Source organism: Pseudomonas sp. MYb185 (assembly GCF_002979975.1).
Lineage (GTDB): Bacteria > Pseudomonadota > Gammaproteobacteria > Pseudomonadales > Pseudomonadaceae > Halopseudomonas.
This window is the reverse complement of sequence record NZ_PCQD01000006.1, coordinates 80,596-102,586: the sequence shown is the minus strand read 5'-3', so window position 1 is coordinate 102,586 and position 21,991 is coordinate 80,596. Positions and strand designations below refer to the sequence as shown.

Here is a 21,991-nt window from a genome sequence, read left to right as displayed (position 1 = left end):
GCGTTGCGTAATGTCTTTCTGGTTGGCCCGATGGGGGCAGGAAAAAGTACCATCGGGCGTCTGCTTGCCAAAGAGCTCAGATACCCCTTCAAGGATTCAGACCGGGAAATCGAAGCCAGAACCGGAGCCGATATTCCGTGGATCTTCGATGTCGAAGGGGAAGAGGGATTTCGTCAACGCGAAGAAGCCATGATTGCCGAGCTGGTACAGGAGCGCGGCATAGTGCTGGCCACCGGCGGCGGCGTGGTGATGCGCGAGGCCAACCGCCGGGCCTTGGCCGACAACGGTCTGGTGGTCTATCTGCGCACCAGCGTCGAACAGCAACTGCAGCGCACCGGCAAGGACCGTCAGCGGCCACTGCTGCAGACGGCGGACCCGGAAAAGGTCTTGCGCGAGCTGATGGCCCGGCGCGACCCGCTGTACCGTGAAATAGCCCACCTGACCATCGATACGGATCAACGCGGACCCAGGGTGGTCGTCACCACCATCATGGCCCAACTGGCGCAAGAGCTGAACTGACGCGGCTGTGTGCGCAGATATTGCGGGACTGATGTATCCTTGCCGGGTTCCCAGGGAGAGTTCCATGCAGCAATTGACCGTTAATCTCGATGATCGCAGTTACCCCATCCATATAGGCAGCGGCCTGCTCGGGCAGATCGAGTTGCTGGCGCCGCATATCGCTGGCCGCCAGGTCTGCATCGTGACCGATGATACCGTCGCTCCGCTTTATCTGGCGCGACTCTGCCAGACCCTGGCGGACTACCGGGTGCTGCCGGTGGTGCTGCCTACCGGGGAGGCATTCAAGAACTGGTCCACCCTGCAGCAGATCTTCGATGCCCTGCTCGAGGCACGGCATGATCGCCGTACCACATTGATCGCGCTGGGTGGTGGGGTCATCGGCGATATGACCGGTTTTGCCGCCGCCTGCTACCAGCGCGGAGTCGACTTCATCCAGATCCCCACTACGCTGCTGTCCCAGGTCGATTCCTCGGTGGGTGGCAAGACCGGCATCAACCATCCGGCCGGCAAGAACATGATCGGTGCCTTCTACCAGCCCAAGGCGGTGCTGATCGATACCGACAGTCTGCGTACCCTGCCGGATCGTGAGATCAGCGCGGGGTTGGCGGAAATCATCAAGTACGGCCTGATTCGCGACCGCCAGTTCCTCGCTTGGCTGGAACAGCGTATGCCGGCCTTGCGTGCGCTGGAACCGTCGCTGGTGACCGAAGCGATTGCGCGATCCTGCGCGATCAAGGCCGAGGTGGTGGCGGCGGACGAGCGGGAAGGCGGGGTGCGCGCGATCCTCAATCTGGGACACACCTTCGGCCATGCGATTGAAGCGCATCAGGGCTATGGCAACTGGCTGCATGGCGAGGCGGTGGGCACCGGCATGGTCATGGCCCTGGAGTTGTCGCACCGCCTGGGTTGGCTGACCGAGGCCGAACACCAGCGCTGCGTGGCATTGATTGCCGCTGCCGGCCTTCCGGTGGCACCGCCGCACGGCATGCTCGCCGAGGATTTCAGGCGCTTGATGGCGGTGGACAAGAAGGTGCTGGACGGGCAATTGCGCCTGGTGCTGTTGAAACAGCTGGGCGAGGCGGTGGTGACGGCGGACTTTGACGGGCAGGCATTGAATTCGGTGCTGGCGGTGACGGGGCAATGAGCGAGCAACAGGACGTGGATATGGGCGACGTGAGCACCACAGAGGATTACCTCATTCATTACCAGTTGCAGCATGACCCTTTCATGGCGCGCACGCCGGGCTTTCGCTTCTTCACGCCCAAGCGCAAGCCGGTCCTGGCGCAGTTGCATCACATGGCACATTTTTCCGAACAGCTGCAGGTGGTGGTTGGTCCGTCGGGTGCCGGCAAGACCCTGCTGCGCCAGGCGATGGTCGCCAGTTGCAACAAGGACAAGGTGCAATGCGTCGTCACCTCCGGCCGTGAGCAGGCCGATGCCGGCGCGCTGAGCAGACTGCTCTGTCAGGCATTGAATGTCGCCGACACCCGGGCATTGCTGGAGCGCGCCGAGCAGCTGCATGCCACCGGCATGCAGCTGTATCTGGTGGTGGACGATGCGCACTGCCTGGAGGATGAGGCCATTCAACTGTTGGTCGATCTGAGCCAGGCCGATAGCCGGGCTGCTCCCCGGGTATTCCTGTTCGCCGAGGAGTCGATTGTCGAGGCCCTGGAGGCGGTGGATATGCCCGGCGACCGGGTCTGGCTGCAGCTGGTGGAACTGGCTCCCTTCTCCCTGGAGGAAACCCGTGATTACCTGGCTCAGCGCCTGGAGGCGGCGGGGCAGGGTATCGAATTGCTGGATGACGAACAGATCAGCCGGATTCATCAGCACAGCGGCGGTTGGCCCGGCGCGATCAATCGGGTGGCCAGGCAGGTGATGATGGAGGAAATCGAGGAGCCGGTACGGCCGGCACGGCAGCGGCAGGCCGCCTTGCCGGTGCGCTCGCTGGTGGCACTGGTCCTGGTCGGTGTTGGCGTGGCTATTGCCTGGATGATGGGAGGCGATGAGCCGGAGCCGACGCGCACGGTCATCAGCCTGCCCGATCAGGTCGCTACCGTGGATGTGACGAATGCCGCAACGGATGGCCCCCTGTTGCAGATGCCCAGCGAGGCGGCCAGCACTCTGGAGCGCATCGCCGAAGAGCCGGATGCCGAGCCGCTGGTGAATACCAGTGTGGCCCGCGAGCCGAGGGTGGAACAACCCGAGACGGATAGCGGACAACTGCCCGAGCCGATCGCCCTGCCTGAACCTGTGCCGGTCCAGGCACCGACAGTGGTTGCTGCGCCGGAGCCAGTGGCACCGGCGGCACCGGCTGGTACGCCCCCATCCACCCCGGAACCGGCGGCACAGGCGGCGACCGCGCCGACCGCGCCTGCTGCGGCGACGGCCTACCGACAGGCGGACTGGTATCGCCAGCGTGCCGCCAGCGAGTACGCCTTGCAGCTGCTGGGCACCCGTTCACGCCAGGCGGCACTGGACTTCATCAATGCGCAGCCAGGGGTCGCCGATATGGGCTATTTCGAGACCCTGCATGAAGGCAAACCCTGGTTCGTGGTAACCCAGGGGCGCTATGCCGGGCGCGCTCAGGCTCAGCAAGGCGTTGCCCAGTTACCTGAGTCCCTGCGCAAGCTGGAGCCCTGGCCGCGCAGTATGGGCAGTATTCAGCAATCGCTGCGCTGAGCTGACCCGTCCCTGGTCTCTGTCAAGGCGGAGACCAGAATCATATCAACAGTTCCAGTCGCTTCCCTCCCTGCTTGTGCAGGGGGGCGGCTAGCGGCTGCGTCTATTCCTGCCCCCCCTCTTGCTTGCCTGCGGCGCGATATCTCCCTTCTTTCTCGGTTTTTTTGCACTTCCATGGTGCATTCAGACGTTTCGTGCACTGCTTTGGTTCAAAAAGTTATATGCGAAATAAAAAATGCTTTCTTCTTTACGACATTTATATATGTTTTTGCGGCAAAAATAATTGTGGCTGCTTGGCGCGCTGTGTACAATCAAGCCCTCCTCCGCAACCGGTGCCTGCTTCGTTATATCCTGCGCATTGATTGCAAGTGTTTGAAATATATAGAAATATTGAGAGTGTGCCTATGAAAGCAGGTCTATATCAGCCTGATCAGTTCAGGGATAACTGTGGCTTCGGTTTGATCGCCCACATGCAGGGCGAGGCCAGTCATCATCTGCTGAAAACCGCCATCGAGGCGCTGACCTGCATGACCCACCGCGGCGGTATCAATGCCGATGGCAAGACTGGCGATGGCTGTGGCTTGTTGCTACAGATGCCCGATCGCTTCATGCGCGCGGTAGCCAGGGACGAGCTGTCGCTCGAGCTGCCGGTGCAATATGCGGTGGGTATGGTATTCACAGGTGTCGAGCCGGCGGCGCAGGCTCGCGCTCATCAGGCCTTCGAAGTGGCCCTGGCTGACCAGGGGCTGGCCTTGCTGGGCTGGCGCAAGGTGCCGGTGGATCCCAGCGTACTGGGGCCGTTGGCCCTGAGCTGCCAGCCGAATATCGAACAGGTATTCATCTCCGGTGAAGATCTGGATGAACAGCAGTTCGCCATCAAGTTGTTCTATGTCCGGCGCAAGGTCGAGCTGGCCATGCAGGCCGATGCGGACTTCTATGTCTGCAGCCTGTCGGCCAAGGTGATTTCCTACAAGGGTCTGATGATGCCGGCGGACCTGGACAGCTTCTTCCCGGAGCTGGGGGACCCGCGTATGGAAACCGCGATCAGCGTGTTCCACCAGCGCTTCTCCACCAATACCCTGCCGCGCTGGCCGCTGGCCCAGCCGTTCCGCCTGCTGGCGCATAACGGCGAGATCAACACCATCACCGCCAACCGCAACTGGGCTCATGCGCGACGCAACAAGTTCGTCAACGAGCTGTTGCCGGATCTGGACAGTCTGGCACCGCTGGTGAATGTCACCGGCTCGGACTCATCGAGCATGGACAACATGCTCGAACTGCTGCTGGCCGGTGGCATGGACCTGTTCCGTGCGGTGCGCATGGTGGTTCCGCCGGCCTGGCAGAACATGGAGACCATGGATGCCGACCTGCGTGCCTTCTACGAATACAACTCCATGCACATGGAGGCCTGGGACGGCCCGGCCGGTATCGTGCTGACCGAGGGCCGCTACGCGGTCTGTCTGCTGGACCGCAATGGCCTGCGCCCGGCGCGCTACGTGATCACCGCCAATGGCTACATCACCCTGGCCTCGGAAATCGGCGTGTGGGATTACCGTCCCGAGGATGTGGTCAGCAAGGGGCGGGTCGGCCCCGGCCAGATCCTCGCCGTGGATACCCGTACCGGTGAGGTGCTGCATACCGATGAGGTGGAAGGCCGTCTCAAGTCGCGTCATCCCTATCGCAAATGGCTCAAGCAGCACGCCCTGCGCATCCAGGCGACCCTGGAAGACCGCGATCACGGCAAGGAATTTCTCCAGCCCGAGACGCTGCAGCAATACATGAAGATGTTCCAGGTCAGCTTCGAGGAGCGTGATCAGGTGCTGCGCCCGCTCGGCGAGAACGGTCAGGAAGCGGTCGGCTCGATGGGTGACGATACGCCGATGGCGGTACTGTCCAGCCGGGTACGCACGGTCTACGACTATTTCCGCCAGCAGTTTGCCCAGGTCACCAACCCGGCCATCGATCCGTTGCGCGAGGCGGTGGTCATGTCCCTGGAGACCTGTCTGGGTGCCGAGCGCAATGTCTTCGAGGAAACCCCCGATCACGCCAACCGCGCCATTCTCAGCAGTCCGATCATTTCGCCGGCGAAATGGCGCACCCTGATGGAATTGCAGCGGCCCGGTTTTGCCCATCAGATCATCGACCTCAACGTCGATGAACAGGTGCCGCTGGACGCTGCCGTGGCCGCTATCGTCGAGCAGGCCGAGGCCGCCGTGCGTGCCGGCAACACTTTGCTGGTGCTCAGTGACCGCGCCATTGCCAAGGGCAAGCTGCCGGTGCATGCGGCGCTGGCGGTGGGCGCGGTGCATCACCACCTGATCGCCTGTGGTCTGCGTTGCGACTGCAACATCCTGGTGGAGACCGCCACCACCCGCGATCCGCATCATTACGCGGTGCTGATCGGCTTTGGCGCTTCGGCGGTGTATCCGTACCTGGCGTACGAAGTGCTGGCCGACCTGGTCCGCACCGGCGAGGTGATCGGTGACCTGTATGAAGTGTTCAAGAGCTACCGCAAGGGCATTTCCAAGGGGCTGTTGAAAATCCTGTCGAAGATGGGCATTTCCACTGTCGCCTCCTACCGGGGTGCGCAGCTGTTCGAGGCGGTGGGCCTGGCCGACGAGGTGGTCGAGCGCTGCTTCCGTGGCGTGCCCAGCCGTATCCAGGGTGCCCGCTTCAGTGACTTGCAGGCCGAACAGGCGCTGCTCGCCGCCGAGGCATGGAACCTGCGCAAGTCGATTCAGCAGGGCGGTCTGCTCAAGTATGTGCATGGCGGTGAATACCACGCCTACAACCCGGACATTGTTCGCGCATTGCAGGATGCGGTGCAGGGCGACAGTTACGACAAATACCTGGAGTACGCGGCGCTGGTCAACCAGCGTCCGGTATCGACCCTGCGCGATCTGCTGCAATTGCGCCGCGATCAGACACCGATTCCGCTGGAGGAGGTGGAGCCGCTGGAGTCCCTGTTCAAGCGCTTCGATTCGGCGGGGATCTCCCTCGGTGCGCTGTCGCCGGAGGCCCATGAAGCCATCGCCGAAGCGATGAACCGTCTCGGCGCCCGCTCCAACTCCGGTGAAGGTGGCGAGGACCCGGCGCGCTACGGCAGTATCCGCACCTCGAAGATCAAGCAGGTGGCCTCGGGACGCTTCGGTGTCACCGCCGAGTATCTGGTCAATGCCGAGGTATTGCAGATCAAGCTGGCCCAGGGCGCCAAGCCCGGTGAGGGTGGGCAGCTGCCCGGCGGCAAGGTCAATGAGCTGATCGCCCGGCTGCGTTATGCGGTGCCCGGGGTGACGCTGATCTCGCCGCCGCCGCATCACGATATCTACTCGATCGAGGATCTGGCGCAACTGATCTTCGACCTCAAGCAGGTCAACCCGCAGGCACTGGTCTCGGTCAAGCTGGTCGCTGAACCCGGTGTCGGCACCATCGCCGCCGGGGTGGCCAAGGCCTATGCCGACCTGATCACCATCTCCGGCTATGACGGTGGCACTGGCGCTTCGCCGCTGACCTCGATCAAGTATGCCGGCTCGCCCTGGGAACTGGGCTTGTCCGAAGCGCACCAGACCCTGCGCGGCAACGACCTGCGCGGCAAGGTACGGGTGCAGACCGATGGCGGCCTGAAGACCGGTCTGGATGTGATCAAGGCGGCGATTCTCGGTGCCGAGAGTTTCGGCTTCGGTACCGCGCCGATGATCGCGCTGGGGTGCAAGTACCTGCGCATCTGCCACCTGAACAACTGCGCCACCGGGATCGCCACACAGAATCGCCAGCTGCGCGACCAGCACTACATTGGCACCGTGCAGATGGTGATGAACTTCTTCACCTATGTCGCCAGCGAAACCCGTGAGTGGATGGCAAAACTGGGCGTACGCCGGCTGCAGGACCTGATCGGCCGTACCGACCTGCTGGAAATCCTGCCGGGCAACACCAGCAAGCAGCAGGGCCTGGATCTGCGCCCGCTGCTGTTCAGCGATGCGGTACCGGCGGACAAGCCGCAGTACTGCGAGGTCGAGAACAACCCGCCGTTCGACAAGGGGCTCACGGCTGAGAACATGGTCAGCCTCGCGCTGCCAGCCATCGAGGCGGGCAGCGGCGGTGAATTCGGCATGACCCTGACCAACTGCGATCGTTCGATCGGTGCCCGGGTGTCGGGTGAGATCGCCCGTCGCCACGGCAACCAGGGCATGAGCGCAGCGCCGATTACCTTCCGTTTCAACGGCACCGCCGGGCAGAGCTTCGGCGTATGGAATGCCGGCGGCCTGAACATGTACCTGGAAGGGGACGCCAACGACTATGTCGGCAAGGGCATGACCGGCGGCAAGCTGGTGATCGTACCGCCCAAGGGTAGCCCGTTCCGCTCGGAGAAGACCTCGATCATCGGCAATACCTGCCTGTATGGCGCCACCGGCGGCAAGTTGTTCGCCGCCGGGGTGGCCGGGGAGCGTTTCGCGGTACGCAACTCCGGTTGCCATGCGGTGATCGAGGGTGCCGGCGACCACTGCTGCGAGTACATGACCGGCGGCATGGTCTGCGTACTCGGCAAGACCGGCTACAACTTCGGTGCCGGGATGACCGGTGGCTTCGCCTATGTGCTGGACCAGGACAACAGTTTCTTCGACAAGCTCAACCACGAGCTGGTGGAGCTGCAGCGCATCAGCGGCGAGGCGATGGAAGCCTATCGCAGCCACCTGACCCAGGTGCTGACCGAGTACGTGGCGGAAACCGCTAGTGCCTGGGGGGCCGAAGTGCTGGAGGACCTGGATAACCACATCCGGCGTTTCTGGCTGGTCAAGCCTAAGGCGGCGAGCCTGCGCGCGCTGCTCAAGACCACGCTGGCGAATCCGCAGTAACTGCGGACGGAGCAACGGTCGGCCATGCAGGCCGACCACGGACGGGATGAATTTTGACGGTAACGCACCGCAGGTGCGGGACCGCAGCAACGAGGTGTAAAAATGGCAGAGCGTCTGAACAACGACTTCCAGTTTGTCGAAGTGGGCCGCCAGGAGCCGAAGAAACGGCCCCTGCGTCAGCGCAAGACCCGCTTTATCGAGATCAACGAACTGTTCAAGCCGCAGGAAGCAGCGGAGCAGTCGCATCGTTGCCTGGAGTGCGGTAACCCGTATTGCGAATGGAAGTGTCCAGTGCACAACTTCATTCCCAACTGGTTGAAGCTGGTCTCCGAGGGCAACATCATCGAGGCGGCAGAGCTGTCGCACCAGACCAACACCCTGCCGGAAGTCTGTGGCCGGGTGTGCCCGCAGGATCGCCTGTGCGAAGGGGCCTGTACCCTGAACGATGGCTTCGGTGCGGTGACCATCGGCTCGGTGGAGAAGTACATCACCGATACCGCCTTTGCCATGGGCTGGCGCCCGGATATGTCCCAGGTGGTGCCGACCGGCAAGCGCGTGGCGATCATCGGTGCCGGGCCGGCTGGCCTGGGCTGCGCCGACGTGCTGGCGCGCGCCGGGGTCAGCCCGGTGGTGTTCGATCGCAACCCGGAAATCGGTGGCCTGCTGACCTTCGGTATTCCCGAGTTCAAGCTGGAGAAGACCGTGATGTCGCGTCGCCGCGAGGTATTCACCGGCATGGGTATCGAGTTCCGCCTGAATACCGAGATCGGCAGGGATGTGAGCATGCAGCAACTGCTCGACGAGTACGATGCGGTCTTCATGGGCATGGGCACCTACACCTACATGAAGGGTGGTTTCCCCGGTGAGGACCTGCCCGGTGTGCATGACGCGCTGGATTTCCTGGTGGCCAACGTCAACCGCAACCTGGGCTTCGAGAAGTCACCGGAAGACTTCGTCGATATGAAAGGCAAGCGGGTTGTGGTGCTGGGCGGTGGTGATACCGCGATGGACTGCAACCGCACCTCGATCCGCCAGGGTGCCGACTCGGTCACCTGCGCCTACCGCCGTGACGCCGAGAACATGCCGGGCTCGCGCAAGGAAGTGAAGAACGCCAAGGACGAGGGCGTGAAATTCCTGTTCAACCGCCAGCCGATCGCGATTGTCGGTGAAGGCAAGGTGGAAGGCATCAAGGTAGTCGAAACCCGCCTGGGTGAGCCGGATGCCAATGGCCGCCGCAGTGCCGAGCCGGTTCCCGGCTCGGAGCAGATACTGCCGGCCGATGCGGTGATCATCGCCTTCGGCTTTCGCCCCAGCCCGGCGCCCTGGTTCGCCGAGGTGCAGGTCGATGTGGACGGGCAGGGCCGGGTGATCGCCCCTGAACAGGCGAAGTACCGGTTCCAGACCAGCAATCCTAAAGTCTTTGCCGGTGGCGATATGGTGCGCGGCTCGGACCTGGTGGTCACCGCCATCTGGGAAGGACGGCAGGCGGCGGAGGGGATTCTGGATTATCTGGAAGTGTGAGTTGTTGGCTTGGTGTCTGGTTGTCGGTCAGGCCTGGCTTCGCAGACACGCCGTGAACACGTCCCTGTGGGCTCGTTGATGCCATCCCTGGCATCAAACGGTCTGCGAAGCCAGGCCTGACCGACAACCTGCAAGATTCTCGATTGCTGAGGGATTTGAACCAATAGTACTCAGCAGACACTGGGTTTCACTGGTGTTTGGCCTCCGATCTTGCACGGAGATGACGGCAGCGGTTACTGGTCGGGTTAGCTCGACCGTCGGTTGCCAGGGATGGCAACCGCGAGCCCCCAGGGATGGGTTTACGGCGTGTCGAGCTGGCCCGACCGGTAACCGCAGTCCCTGCACGCCGGCCACCTCAACATATCCGCAACAAAAAGCCCGCCGCGCCCCTTTGCCGCACCGCCCCTTATCTTCCTGCCGATAACGGTTACAATGGTTGCCATTTACGCCACTGGATACCGATTTCATGTCTGAGTTGAAGAATGACCGTTTTCTGCGTGCGCTGCTGCGCCAGCCTGTTGATGTCACCCCAGTATGGATGATGCGCCAAGCTGGTCGCTATCTGCCTGAATACCGCGCTTCCCGCGCTCGCGCTGGCGATTTCATGGGGTTGTGCATGAATCCGGAAATGGCCTGCGAGGTAACTCTGCAGCCGCTGGAGCGCTATCCGCTGGATGCTGCCATCCTGTTTTCCGACATCCTCACCATCCCCGATGCCATGGGCCTGGGTCTGCACTTCGAGACCGGCGAAGGTCCGCGCTTCCGCAAGCGTATCGACACCCTGGCTGACATCGAGGCCCTGCCGATTCCTGACCCGCGCCAGGATCTGGGCTATGTCATGGACGCGGTCAGTACCATCCGTCGCGAACTGAATGGCCGTGTACCGCTGATCGGCTTCTCCGGCAGCCCCTGGACGCTTGCCACCTATATGGTCGAGGGTGGTTCATCCAAGGACTTCCGCAAGATCAAGGCCATGATGTACGACCAGCCCGAAGCGGTACATCTGCTGCTGGACAAGCTGGCGCAGTCGGTCACCAGCTATCTGAACGAGCAGATCAAGTCCGGTGCCCAGGCGGTGCAGATCTTCGATACCTGGGGTGGCAACCTGTCTGCCGATGCCTACCAGACGTTCTCGCTGGCCTATATGCGCAAGATCATTGCCGGTCTGATCCGTGAGAACGATGGGCGCCGTGTACCGGTCATCGTTTTCACCAAGAACGGCGGCCTGTGGTTGGAAAGCATTGCCGAGTGCGGCGCCGATGGCGTCGGTCTGGACTGGACCATGGATATCGGTGTGGCCCGCTCGCGGGTCGGCTCCAAGGTCGCACTGCAGGGCAACATGGACCCGACGGTGTTGTACGCCAACCCGCAGGCGATCCGTGACGAGGTGGCGCGCATCCTGGCCAGCTACGGCAAGGGCACCGGCCATGTGTTCAACCTTGGTCACGGTATTACCCCCGAGGTGGATCCGGCCCGCGCAGGCGTGTTCATCGAGGCGGTGCATGAGCTGTCGGCGGTCTACCATGATCCGAATGCGGTCGTTGCCCAGGGCTGACGGCTGATCTGTTACTAGGGAGCAAACAACAATGAAACTCGAAACCCTGGCGGTACATGCTGGCTACAGCCCCGATCCGACCACCAAGGCGGTGGCGGTGCCGATCTACCAGACCACCTCCTACGCCTTCGACAGCACCCAGCACGGCGCTGACCTGTTCGATCTGAAGGTACCTGGCAACATCTACACGCGGATCATGAACCCGACCAACGATGTGCTGGAGCAGCGGGTTGCGGCGCTGGAAGGCGGCGTGGGCGGTCTGGCGGTGGCCTCCGGCATGGCCGCGATCACCTATGCCATCCAGACCATCGCCGGGGTTGGTGACAACATCGTCTCCACGGCCAGGCTGTATGGCGGTACCTACAACCTGTTCGCGCACACCTTCCCGCGCCAGGGGATCGAGGTGCGCTTCGCCCCGCATGACGATATCGCTGCCATGGAAGCGCTGATCGACGAGAACACCAAGGCGGTGTTCTGCGAATCGATCGGCAATCCGGCGGGCAACATCATCGACCTGCAGGCACTGGCCGATGCCGCGCATCGCCATGGCGTGCCGTTGATCGTGGATAACACGGTGGCGACACCGGTACTGTGCCGGCCGTTCGAATACGGCGCCGATATCGTGGTGCATGCGCTGACCAAGTACATCGGTGGGCACGGTAACAGCATTGGCGGCATGGTGGTCGATTCGGGCAAGTTCCCCTGGGCTGACCACAAGGAGCGTTTCCCGCTGCTCAATACTCCGGACCCGTCCTACCACGGCGTGGTCTACACCGAAGCCTTCGGTCCGGCGGCCTTTATCGGGCGCTGCCGGGTGGTGCCGCTGCGCAATACCGGTGCGGCGCTGTCGCCGTTCAATGCTTTCCTGATTCTGCAGGGACTGGAAACCCTGAGCCTGCGCATGGAGCGGCACTGCGAGAACGCGCAGAAGGTCGCCGAGTACCTGCAACAGCATCCGCAGGTGGCCTGGGTCAAGTATGCCGGGCTCAAGGACAACCCCGAGCACCAACTGGCCCAACGCTACATGGGTGGCAAGCCAGCGGCGATCCTGTCCTTCGGCATCAAGGGTGGTCAGGAAGCCGGCGCCCGTTTCATTGATGCGCTGGGGCTGATCCTGCGGCTGGTGAATATCGGTGATGCCAAGTCACTGGCGTGCCATCCGGCTTCCACCACGCACCGTCAGCTGGATGACGAGGAACTGGAAAAGGCCGGTGTGCCGCGGGATCTGGTGCGGCTGTCGATCGGTATCGAGCATATCGACGATATCCTGGCTGATCTGGAGCAGGCGCTGGAAGCCGCCAAGTGATCTGATGTTAGGAAACAAGAAGGCGGCCAACGGCCGCCTTCTTGTTTCCTGCGATTCCTATTCTGGAAACAGCGGCCAGATCATCGGTATTACCAGGGTCGCCGCTGCCCACATGAGCAGGTTCAGCGGCATGCCGATGCGCACGAAGTCCATGAAGCGATAGCCACCGGCACTGTAGACGAAGGTATTGGTTTGATAGCCTATCGGCGTGGCAAAGCTGGCGCTGGCGGCGAACATGACCGCGACCACGAAGGGGCGAGGATCAGCACCGAGCTGATGCGCGACGCCAATGGCGATCGGTGTCAGCAGCACGCCTACCGCATTATTGCTGACGATCTCGGTGAGTATCGAAGTCAGCAGATAGATGAAGGACAGCATGAACAGCGGGCCGAGCAGTGGCGACAGGGTCATGACCTGACCGACGATGGAATCCACCAGCCCGACCTTGTTCATGGCGATGCTGATCGCCAGCATGCCGAATATCAGTGCCAGGATCTTCCAGTCGATGGATTTGTAGGCATCCTCCACGTCCAGGCATCCGGTGGCGATCACCACGGCCGCGGCAATGATGGCCAGACCTTCAATCGGCATCACGCCCAGCGCCGCCAGCACCATGACTGCGGCTATTGCGGCGATGGCGATCGGCGCTTTGTTACGGCGATAGGCGCGTTCCTGCACGGCATTCAGACTGATCAGGTCGCCATTGTCGGCGAACTTGCGAATCTGCGCCGGTGAGCCTTCCACCAGCATCACATCACCGAATTGCAGTTCGAAATCGTCCAGGTTGTCCTGGATCGGCTCGTCCTGGCGGTGTACGGCCAATACATGGATACCATAGCGGGCAGTCAGGTTGAGGTCGCGCATCGGACGGTTGATATAGCGTGAGCTGCGCGCCACCACGGCCTCGGCAAGGACCACATCGCGGGTGGAGATGGTCTCGAAACTCTGGTCACGGTTGAATTCCAGCACGCCGGTATGCCGCAGTTCGACGAAATCGCGCATGCCGGCGTGCAGTATCAGACGGTCGCCAGCGCGCAGGGTAGTGGTGTTCAGCGGGGTGGACAGCTCATCGTCGCCACGGAAGATCTTCAACACCTGGATACCGCTGTCGCCGTTGAGCTGGGCCTCGGCAATGGTGCGGTCGATCACCGGCGAGCTTTGCGGCACCAGCAGTTCGGTCATGAAGGTGCGGCTGCGCTGCGGTCGCAGACGCTCGGACAGGCTGTCACGGTCGGGCAGCAGTCGGTTGCCGAACAGCATGATGAAGCCCAGGCCCAGGGCGGAAAAGATCGCTCCGGCCAGGGTGATTTCGAACATGCCAAACGGCGCCATGCCCTGCTGGCGGGCTACCCCATCGACCAGAATGTTGGTCGAGGTCCCGATCATGGTCATGGTGCCGCCGAGGATGGTGGCGTAGGACAGCGGGATCAGCATCTTCGAGGCCTTGCTGCCGACCTTGGCGGCCAGGGTGACTGCAACAGGGGTCAGGATCGCGACCACCGGGGTATTGTTGATGAAGGTAGACAGCAGCATGGCCGTGACCAGCAGGGCGAACAGCATGCGGGTCGGGCTGGAGCCGCCGATACGTGCCAGCAGGCTGCCGAGCTTGTCGACGCAGCCGGTACGTTCCAATGCGGCAGACAGCACGAACAGGCAGGCGATGGTGATCGGAGCACTGTTGGACAGCACGCCCAGCACTTCCGCGGGGGTCAGCAGGGTACTGGCCAGCAGCAAGGCTACCGCGACGCCGACCACTACATCGGGGCTGAGCTTTTCACGGACAAATGCGTACATCACCCAGCACAGCAGTGCGGCCACGCCGAGCATGGCGAGGGTATCCCAGTTCATCGGCAACCTGAATCTCGTGTGAGGTATCGGTTCCGCAACTGGAACCAGTCAGAGGGCGTACCCTAGCTGGCTGCGCTTAGGCTGTCCAAGACCTGAAAACGATTTTCTTATTCTTTGCTGGAATATATGTAGGCAGAATCGCTTTTCGGGTTGTCGAGCCCCTGCTCGACGACTGGACCCTACATCACCACCGCTACATCAGGAAGAACAACTGATCTCCAGCCGCCGTCCCCAATCCGGTGGCGGTGTCGCATAGGCCTCCTGCCCCGGTTGCGCGGTAAAGGGGTGGCGCAGTATCTGGTGCAGTCGGCGCACTTCGCTGAAGTCGTTCTGCTCGGCGGCTTCGATGGCCTGCTGGGCCAGGTAGTTGCGCAATACATACACCGGGTTGCAGGCCAGCCGGCCGGCCATGGCGCTGGTATCGATACTCTGTCGGGCCTGGTGCAGGTGCAGCCAGTTGTCGAACGCCGGGCGGTCGATGATCTGGTCACGTGCGCGGGGATCGTCCTCGGCCAGCAGGCGCAGGGTGATGTGATAATCGCTGGCGCTGTCCTGCATCAGTTGCAGCAGCTGTGCCCGCAACTGTTCATCCTCCGGCTGCTCGCCGGCCCAACCCAGCCGGGCATTCATCAGGCGGCGGTATTCCGCATCATGAAGGGGCATGAGGGTGGCCAGTTCGGCCTTCAGGGTGTCCACTTCCACATAGGGCGTCAGCGCCTGGGCCAGGCAGGCCAGGTTCCAGTGGGCGATGGCTGGCTGGCGATTGAAGGCGTAGCGCCCGGCATGATCGGAATGGTTGCAGATGTGCCCGGCGTCATAATCATCGAGAAAGGCATAGGGGCCAAAGTCGAAGGTGATACCGAGTATCGACATATTGTCGGTATTCATCACCCCGTGACAGAAGCCATAGGCCTGCCAGCGGGCGACCATGTGCATGGTACGACGGGCCACCTCGCGGAACATCGCCAGTACCGGCTCGGCATCCTGCTGGCAGTGCGGATAACAGGTCTGCAGGGTGAAGTCGATCAACTGGCGCAGGGCGTCATGCTGGCGGGTGTAGTAGAAGTACTCGAAATGCCCGAAGCGGATATGCGAGGGAGCCATCCGCAGCAGCATGGCGGCGCGTTCCTGGCGCTCGCGGTAGACCGGGTCATCGCCCACGGTGACACAGAGTGCGCGGCTGCTGGGAATCCCCAGCGCCGGTAGCGCCTCGGAGGCGAGAAACTCGCGGATCGATGAACGCAGCACTGCCCGGCCATCACCCATCCGCGAATAGGGTGTGCTGCCGGCACCCTTCAGGTGCAGATCCCAATACTCGCCCTGCGCATTGACCACCTCGCCAAGCAGCAGGCCGCGCCCATCACCCAGTTGCGGGTTGTACACACCGAACTGATGGCCGGAATAGACCATGGCGCGCGGCTCGGCGGCGCTCCAGATCTGCCGTCCGGCAAACAGCTCGGTGAAGATATCGGCCTGCGCCGCCGAGGTATCCAGGTCGAGCAGCGCCATGGCCTCCGCACTGCTGACCACCAGACGCGGATTGGTCAGTGGTTCCGGCACGACCCGGGTCGAAAAGGTGTCGCCAAGCCGTGCGAAACGGTTGTCGAAATGCAGGTCGGCAAGAGAGGTCATAAGGGCGCCATCAACAGGATATGGAGGTTTATGCTGCCCGCCTTATGCTCGCGTATCAAGCAATGTAATGGCTTGTCGTTTTCGTTGACTGGTTGGTCAGGCGCGCATTAGTGTCAAACGACTGTATGAATACTACCCAGCCGGATCATCCTGCTGCTTCTGGAGACCCCAATGCCCGATTACAAAGCCCCGCTGCGCGATATGCGTTTTGTCATGGATGAAGTGTTCGATTTTGCCGCTGGATATGAGACCCACGGCTTGACCGATGCAACCCCCGACCTGGTGGATGCGATCCTGGAGGAGAGTGCCAAGTTCGCTGGTGAGGTGCTCGCACCGCTGAATCGTACCGGTGACGAGGAAGGTTGCCACTTCGACGATGGCGTGGTGACCACCCCCAAGGGCTTCAAGGAGGCTTACCAGCAGTACGTGGATAACGGCTGGGCGGCCATGAGCGGACCGGTGGAATTCGGCGGCCAGGGCCTGCCGGCCTCACTGGGGCTGGTGGTCAATGAAATGACCGCCTCCGCCAACTATGCCTGGAACATGTACCCGGGCCTGACCCACGGTTGCGCCGCGGCGATCCGCGCCCACGGCAGCCAGGAGCAGAAGGAGCTGTACCTGAACAAGCTGGTGCCCGGTCACTGGACCGGTACCATGTGTCTGACCGAGCCGCACTGCGGAACCGACCTGGGGCTGATCAAGACCCGTGCGGTACCCCAGAACGATGGCAGCTATGCGGTTACCGGCACCAAGATCTTCATTTCCTCCGGCGAGCATGACATGGCCGAGAACATCGTCCATCTGGTGCTGGCCAAGCTGCCCGACGCTCCGGCCGGTACCAAGGGTATCTCGCTGTTCATCGTGCCCAAGTTCCTGCCCGACGCCAATGGTGAGAAGGGCGAGCGCAATGCGGTCAAGTGTGGCTCCATCGAACACAAGATGGGCATCAAGGCTTCGGCGACCTGCGTGATGAACTTCGACGGCGCCACCGGGTTCCTGATCGGCGAGATCAACAAGGGGCTGAACTGCATGTTCACCATGATGAACAGCGCCCGTCTGGGGACCGGTATGCAGGGGTTGTGTCATGGCGAGGCGTCCTACCAGGGCGCGGTGGCCTATGCCAAGGACCGCTTGCAGATGCGCTCGCTGTCTGGCCCGGCCGAGCCGGAAAAGCCGGCTGACCCGATCATCGTGCACCCGGATGTGCGCCGCATGCTGCTGACCATGAAGGCCTTCAACGAAGGCAACCGTGCGCTGGCTTACTACACTGCGCAATTGCTGGATAACGCGCATTATTCCAGGGACGAGGCGGTACGCGCCAATGCCGAGGATCAGTTGGCGTTCCTGACGCCGATCTGCAAGGCATTCATGACCGAGACCGGTCTGGAAGTGACCTTGCTGGGCATGCAGGTGTTTGGTGGCCATGGTTATATCCGCGAATGGGGCCAGGAGCAGCAGGTACGTGACTGCCGCATTGCGCCTATCTATGAGGGTACCAATGGCATCCAGGCGCTGGACCTGCTGGGTCGCAAGGTGCTGATGAGTCAGGGCAAGCTGCTGCGCGCCTTCTCCAAGGAAGTACATCTGTTCTGCCAGGCCAACGAGGGGAACGCGCAACTGGGCGAGTATTTCAACAAGTTGATCGCGCTGAACAATCAGTGGGGTGAGCTGACCCAGAAGATCGCGGTCAAGTCCATGCAGAACCGCGAGGAAGTCGGCGCGGCATCGATGGATTTCCTGATGTTCTCCGGTTATGTCATCCATGCCTTCTTCTGGCTGAGGATGGCGGTCGTGGCGCAGCAGAAGCTGGAGGCTGGCGCAGCGGATGCTGGCTTCTACCAGGCCAAGCTGGCTACCCAGGAGTTCTTCTTCAAGCGTCTGCTGCCGCGTGCCCAAGCGCATGTGGAGGCGCTGGAAGCGGGGGCTGATACGTTGATGCAGTTGTCGGCGGAGCAGTTCTAGTCGTTGTCATCCTGCTTCGGTGTGTTTGGAGCAGGTCGAGTGAGAACGCGGCGGGTTTGTGCCGGGTTCCGGTGGGTATTATCCCCTTTCGGAACGCGCACCCCGCCATCCATGGCGCTCGTCTACGGCCGTCCCTGGCCGCAGACGGTTCCGAAGTGGGGCAACACCCACCGGAACTGCAGGTCTCTGCAGTTAGCTGCGGGAAAACAAAACGGGGTGTAGCGCGCCTGCGCTACGCCAGCTGCCTACCAGCAGTCCAATCCCCTCAGGCGTAGCGCAGGCGCGCTACACCCCATAACCCAATCCTTCCTCTTACCCATCATTGCGGGAAGCACGCCGTCATATCGAGCCGGAAACTCCCAGACATCTGGCCCTGGTGGGTCTCCCCCGTTTCAGAACCGTCTGCGGCCAGGGACGGCCGTAGACGAGCGCCATGGATGGCGGGGTGCGAGTTCTGAAACGGGGGAGACCCACCAGGGCCGTGCACATAAACCACAGTAAAACATGACCTGCTTGTGACTGCGATATAAAAATAAGTCACAACAAGACGCTATCCCTTTAAAAGTTCTCGGTCTACAATCGGCCAATTGATCCGGTTGAGCCGGCACATTGACTGCTGAGGAGTTCCCATGGCCGAGTACCAAGCCCCCTTGCGTGACATCCGTTTCGTTCTCAATGAAACCTTTGCAGCCGATCAGCTGTGGCAGAGTCTGCCCGGCCTGAACGGTGCGATCGATGCTGAAACCGCCGATGCCATGCTGGAAGAGGCGGGCAAGATCACCTCACAGACCATCGCGCCGCTCAACCGCAATGGCGACGAAGAGGGCGCCCAATGGAAAGACGGCGTGGTGACGACTCCGGCCGGCTTCAAGCAAGCCTATACCACCTACGCCGAGGGCGGCTGGGTAGGGCTGGCAGGTAACCCTGAATACGGCGGGCTGGGCATGCCCAAGGCGCTTGGCGTGCAGGTCGAGGAAATGGTCTACGGCGCCAACAGCAGCTTTGCCCTGTACATCGCCCTGACCGCCGGCAGCACCCTGGCGCTGGATGCCCATGGCAGCGAAGAGCTGAAGCAGACCTATCTGCCGAACATGTACGCCGGCACTTGGGCTGGCACCATGTGTCTGACCGAGCCGCATGCCGGCACCGACCTGGGCATCATCCGCACCAAGGCGGTCCCGCAGGCTGATGGCAGCTACGCGGTCACCGGCACCAAGATATTCATTACCGGTGGCGAGCACGACCTGACCGAGAACATCATCCACCTGGTGTTGGCCAAGCTGCCCGACGCCCCGGCCGGTCCCAAGGGCATCTCGCTGTTCCTGGTACCCAAGTTCCTGGTCAATGAGGATGGCAGCCTGGGTGAGCGCAACGCGGTCAGCTGCGGCTCCATCGAGCACAAGATGGGCATCAAGGGCTCGGCTACCTGTGTGATGAACTTTGACGATGCCAAGGGCTATCTGATCGGTGAGCTGAACAAGGGCCTGAACGCCATGTTCACCATGATGAACTACGAGCGTCTGTCGATCGGTATCCAGGGCATCGGCTGCGCCGAGGCGTCCTATCAGAGCGCAGTGGCCTATGCCCGCGACCGTATCCAGAGCCGTGCGCCGACCGGTGCGGTGCAGCCGGACAAGGCTGCTGACCCGATCATCGTGCACCCCGATGTGCGTCGCATGCTGCTGACCATGAAGGCGATGACCGAGGGCAGTCGGGCCTTCTCGACCTATGTCGGCATGCAGCTGGACACCAGCAAGTTCGCCGAAGACGAGCAGATCCGCAAGAAGGGTGAAGACCTGGTCGCGCTGCTGACGCCGGTGGCCAAGGCCTTCTTCACCGATGTGGGCTTTGAAAGCTGCGTGCATGGCCAGCAGGTGTTCGGTGGTCATGGTTATATTCGCGAGTGGGGTCAGGAGCAACTGGTGCGCGATGTGCGCATTGCGCAGATCTACGAAGGTACCAACGGCATCCAGGCGCTGGACCTGATGGGGCGCAAGACCGTGGCCAACGGCGGCGCCTTCTTCAAGGTTTTCGCCGAGGAGATTCAGGGTTTTATCGCTGATAATGCCGAGGGAGCCATGGCCGAATTCGTGCAGCCGCTGCAGGCCGCGCTGGACAACCTGCGTCAGCTCACTGACGAGGTGATCGAGCGTAGCAAGGCCAACCCCAATGAAGTGGGCGCGGCTTCCGTGGAGTATCTGCACACCTTCGGCTATACCGCCTACGCCTATATGTGGGCGCGCATGGCCAAGGCGGCGCTGGCAGCCGTGGAAAACGACAGTGATGGTTTCTACCAGGCCAAGTTGTCCACTGCCCGTTTCTACTTCAAGCGCTTGTTGCCGCGTATCCATTCGCTGAGTGAAGCGGTACGGGCCGGCAGCGAGGTGTTGTTCGAGCTGGAAGCGACCCAGTTCTGAGACACTTTATGCAGGGGTAGGAAAAGGCTTACAGAGTGTGGTGGTAATAGCCTATGGGGCAACTCGTTGCGCCTGCGTACTATTGGTCTTGCAGGGATGCAGCGCAGGAAGCGACGCAAGACCAACAGGGAGCAGGGAACGAGCTACAGGAAGTGCCAGTATTAAGGATGATCAGGACGTTATTCTGCAAAACCCCCGCCTTGGCTCACGCTTCGGCGGGGTTTTTTATGGGCGACTGTCTGAGCCGCTCCCGGTTCGCTCGCCTGTCTCGGGCTCTCTTCGTTGCATACGCCTCCAGCTGGCCTGCTGAATCAGCAGAGTGCCGGCTCCGGCGACCATCCCCCAGAACGCCGCCGCGATACCCAGCAGGGACACGCCCGAGGCGGTGACCAGGAAGGTGACCAGTGCTGCTTCCCGGTGCCGCTCCTCCTGCAGCGCGGCAACCAGACCGCTGCCGATGGTATTGATCAGGGCAAAACCCGCCACCGCCAGGACCAGCTCCTGCGGGAAGGCCAGAAACAGCGCGCCAATGCTGGCCGCGAAGATACCCGCCAACAGATAGAACAGCCCCGACGCGATTGCCGCTATATAGCGCCGGTCCGGATCGTCATGTGTTTCCGGGCCGGTGCAGATAGCGGCGGTGATGGCGGCCAGGTTGATGGCAAAGGCGCCAAACGGGGCGAATACCAGGGTCGCCAGCCCGGTCCAGCCGATCAGCGGCGAAGCGGGTGTGCGATAGCCGGCGGCCCGCAGTACCGCCAGCCCCGGCAGATTCTGTGAAGCCATGGTTACGGCGAACAGCGGCAAGGCCACCCCAGTCAGCGCCTGCAGGGTGAACGATGGCGTCACCCACTGCGGCGTGGCGATGGTGAAGCTCAGGCCGCTGAAGTCCAGCTGGTCACTGGCCCAGGCGATGATGCTCCCCAGCACCAGCGGTGCCAGGACCGCATAACGTGGCAAGACTCGTCGCGCCAGCAGGTACGCCAGCAACATGGGAAAGACCAGCGTGAAAGCAGTTTCCAGGGCAGCGAAGGCGTCCATGCCGAAGCGCAGCAGTACGCCGGCCAGCATGCCGGCGGCAATTGCCGGTGGAACGTGCCGCATGATCCGCTCGAACCAGCCGCTGAAGCCGCAAATGGCAGTCAATAGCGCGCACAGGATGAAGGCGCCTGTGGCTTCGGCCAGACTGGTACCAGCGGCGGCAGTCACCAGCACAGCGGCGCCTGGGGTGGACCAGGCGGTAACGACCGGCGTCTTGAACCGGTAGCTGAGGTAGATTCCCGACAAGCCGATCCCCAGGCACAGGGCGAGAATCCAGGAGGCGATCTGTGCCGGCGTCGCGCCCAGGGCATGAGCCGCCTGGAATACCAGTGCGGCGGAACTGGTGAAGCCGACCAGCACCGCGACGAAGCCGGCACTGATGGCGGATACCGAGCTATCTTCGATCAGCCGCATTGGTCGGCTACCCGTGGTGGTCGGTTATCCGCTATCCCTGGCTGTTCGGTCAATGGGCGGAAAAAGAAGTGGCGGGGTGGGGACACGAAGCAAGTTCCTGTTGTGGGCTGGCAGTAGGGCCACGGCTACCCGGTGGGCGGCACATGCTAAGATGGCCGCAGTTCCGCTCAATCGGCCGCCGCAGAAGCGCGCCAGCTGGCAAACAAGCGCAACAAACCGGGCAGCGGGCTGCGACGCGATC

The 21,991-nt window shown here is 62.2% G+C and carries 12 protein-coding genes; 9 read left to right on the top strand and 3 right to left on the bottom strand.

Going from position 1 to position 21,991, the window contains the following annotated elements:
- Positions 1 to 3 precede the first annotated feature (3 nt).
- From aroK to CQ007_RS11145, 7 genes are all read left to right on the top strand, one after another.
- On the top strand, positions 4 to 519 hold the full coding sequence (aroK, locus tag CQ007_RS11175; protein ID WP_105645906.1) for a shikimate kinase AroK: 516 nt from the start codon (positions 4 to 6) through the stop codon (positions 517 to 519).
- 64 nt (positions 520 to 583) lie between these two features.
- On the top strand, positions 584 to 1,663 hold the full coding sequence (gene aroB, locus CQ007_RS11170; RefSeq protein ID WP_105645905.1) for a 3-dehydroquinate synthase: 1,080 nt from the start codon (positions 584 to 586) through the stop codon (positions 1,661 to 1,663).
- Positions 1,660 to 3,201: an AAA family ATPase gene (locus CQ007_RS11165; RefSeq protein WP_105645904.1), complete on the top strand. Its 1,542-nt coding sequence runs from the start codon at positions 1,660 to 1,662 to the stop codon at positions 3,199 to 3,201. The genes aroB and CQ007_RS11165 overlap by 4 nt, the downstream gene beginning before the upstream one ends.
- 404 nt (positions 3,202 to 3,605) lie before the next feature.
- Positions 3,606 to 8,054: a glutamate synthase large subunit gene (gene gltB / locus CQ007_RS11160; protein ID WP_105645903.1), complete on the top strand. Its 4,449-nt coding sequence runs from the start codon at positions 3,606 to 3,608 to the stop codon at positions 8,052 to 8,054.
- Positions 8,055 to 8,156: 102 nt separating this feature from the next.
- Complete coding sequence (locus tag CQ007_RS11155) at positions 8,157 to 9,575, top strand: FAD-dependent oxidoreductase (protein ID WP_105645902.1); 1,419 nt, start codon at positions 8,157 to 8,159, stop codon at positions 9,573 to 9,575.
- A gap of 466 nt (positions 9,576 to 10,041) precedes the next feature.
- A complete protein-coding gene (gene hemE / locus CQ007_RS11150) occupies positions 10,042 to 11,130 on the top strand; it encodes a uroporphyrinogen decarboxylase (RefSeq protein ID WP_105645901.1) in 1,089 nt (362 codons plus the stop codon).
- Positions 11,131 to 11,161: 31 nt separating this feature from the next.
- Positions 11,162 to 12,436: a bifunctional O-acetylhomoserine aminocarboxypropyltransferase/cysteine synthase gene (locus CQ007_RS11145; protein ID WP_105645900.1), complete on the top strand. Its 1,275-nt coding sequence runs from the start codon at positions 11,162 to 11,164 to the stop codon at positions 12,434 to 12,436.
- Between the two features lie 57 nt (positions 12,437 to 12,493).
- Here CQ007_RS11145 and CQ007_RS11140 read toward each other — a convergent pair whose 3' ends face one another.
- Together CQ007_RS11140 and selO are read right to left on the bottom strand one after the other, a co-directional pair.
- On the bottom strand, positions 12,494 to 14,284 hold the full coding sequence (locus CQ007_RS11140) for an SLC13 family permease (protein ID WP_105645899.1): 1,791 nt from the start codon (positions 14,282 to 14,284) through the stop codon (positions 12,494 to 12,496).
- A gap of 198 nt (positions 14,285 to 14,482) precedes the next feature.
- Complete coding sequence (gene selO, locus CQ007_RS11135) at positions 14,483 to 15,916, bottom strand: protein adenylyltransferase SelO (protein ID WP_105645898.1); 1,434 nt, start codon at positions 15,914 to 15,916, stop codon at positions 14,483 to 14,485.
- 171 nt (positions 15,917 to 16,087) lie between these two features.
- Here selO and CQ007_RS11130 point away from each other — a divergent pair, with 171 nt between their 5' ends.
- Entirely contained in the window at positions 16,088 to 17,878 is a 1,791-nt protein-coding gene (locus CQ007_RS11130) for an acyl-CoA dehydrogenase C-terminal domain-containing protein (protein ID WP_105645897.1), read from the top strand.
- A 629-nt stretch (positions 17,879 to 18,507) separates the two neighbouring features.
- A complete protein-coding gene (locus CQ007_RS11125) occupies positions 18,508 to 20,295 on the top strand; it encodes an acyl-CoA dehydrogenase C-terminal domain-containing protein (protein ID WP_105645896.1) in 1,788 nt (595 codons plus the stop codon).
- A gap of 225 nt (positions 20,296 to 20,520) precedes the next feature.
- On the opposite strand, the gene CQ007_RS11120 is transcribed toward CQ007_RS11125, so the two are convergent.
- Positions 20,521 to 21,750 carry a benzoate/H(+) symporter BenE family transporter gene (locus CQ007_RS11120; protein WP_105645895.1) on the bottom strand — a complete coding sequence of 410 codons (1,230 nt, stop codon included), beginning with the start codon at positions 21,748 to 21,750 and terminating at the stop codon, positions 20,521 to 20,523.
- Between the last annotated feature and the right edge of the window lie 241 nt (positions 21,751 to 21,991).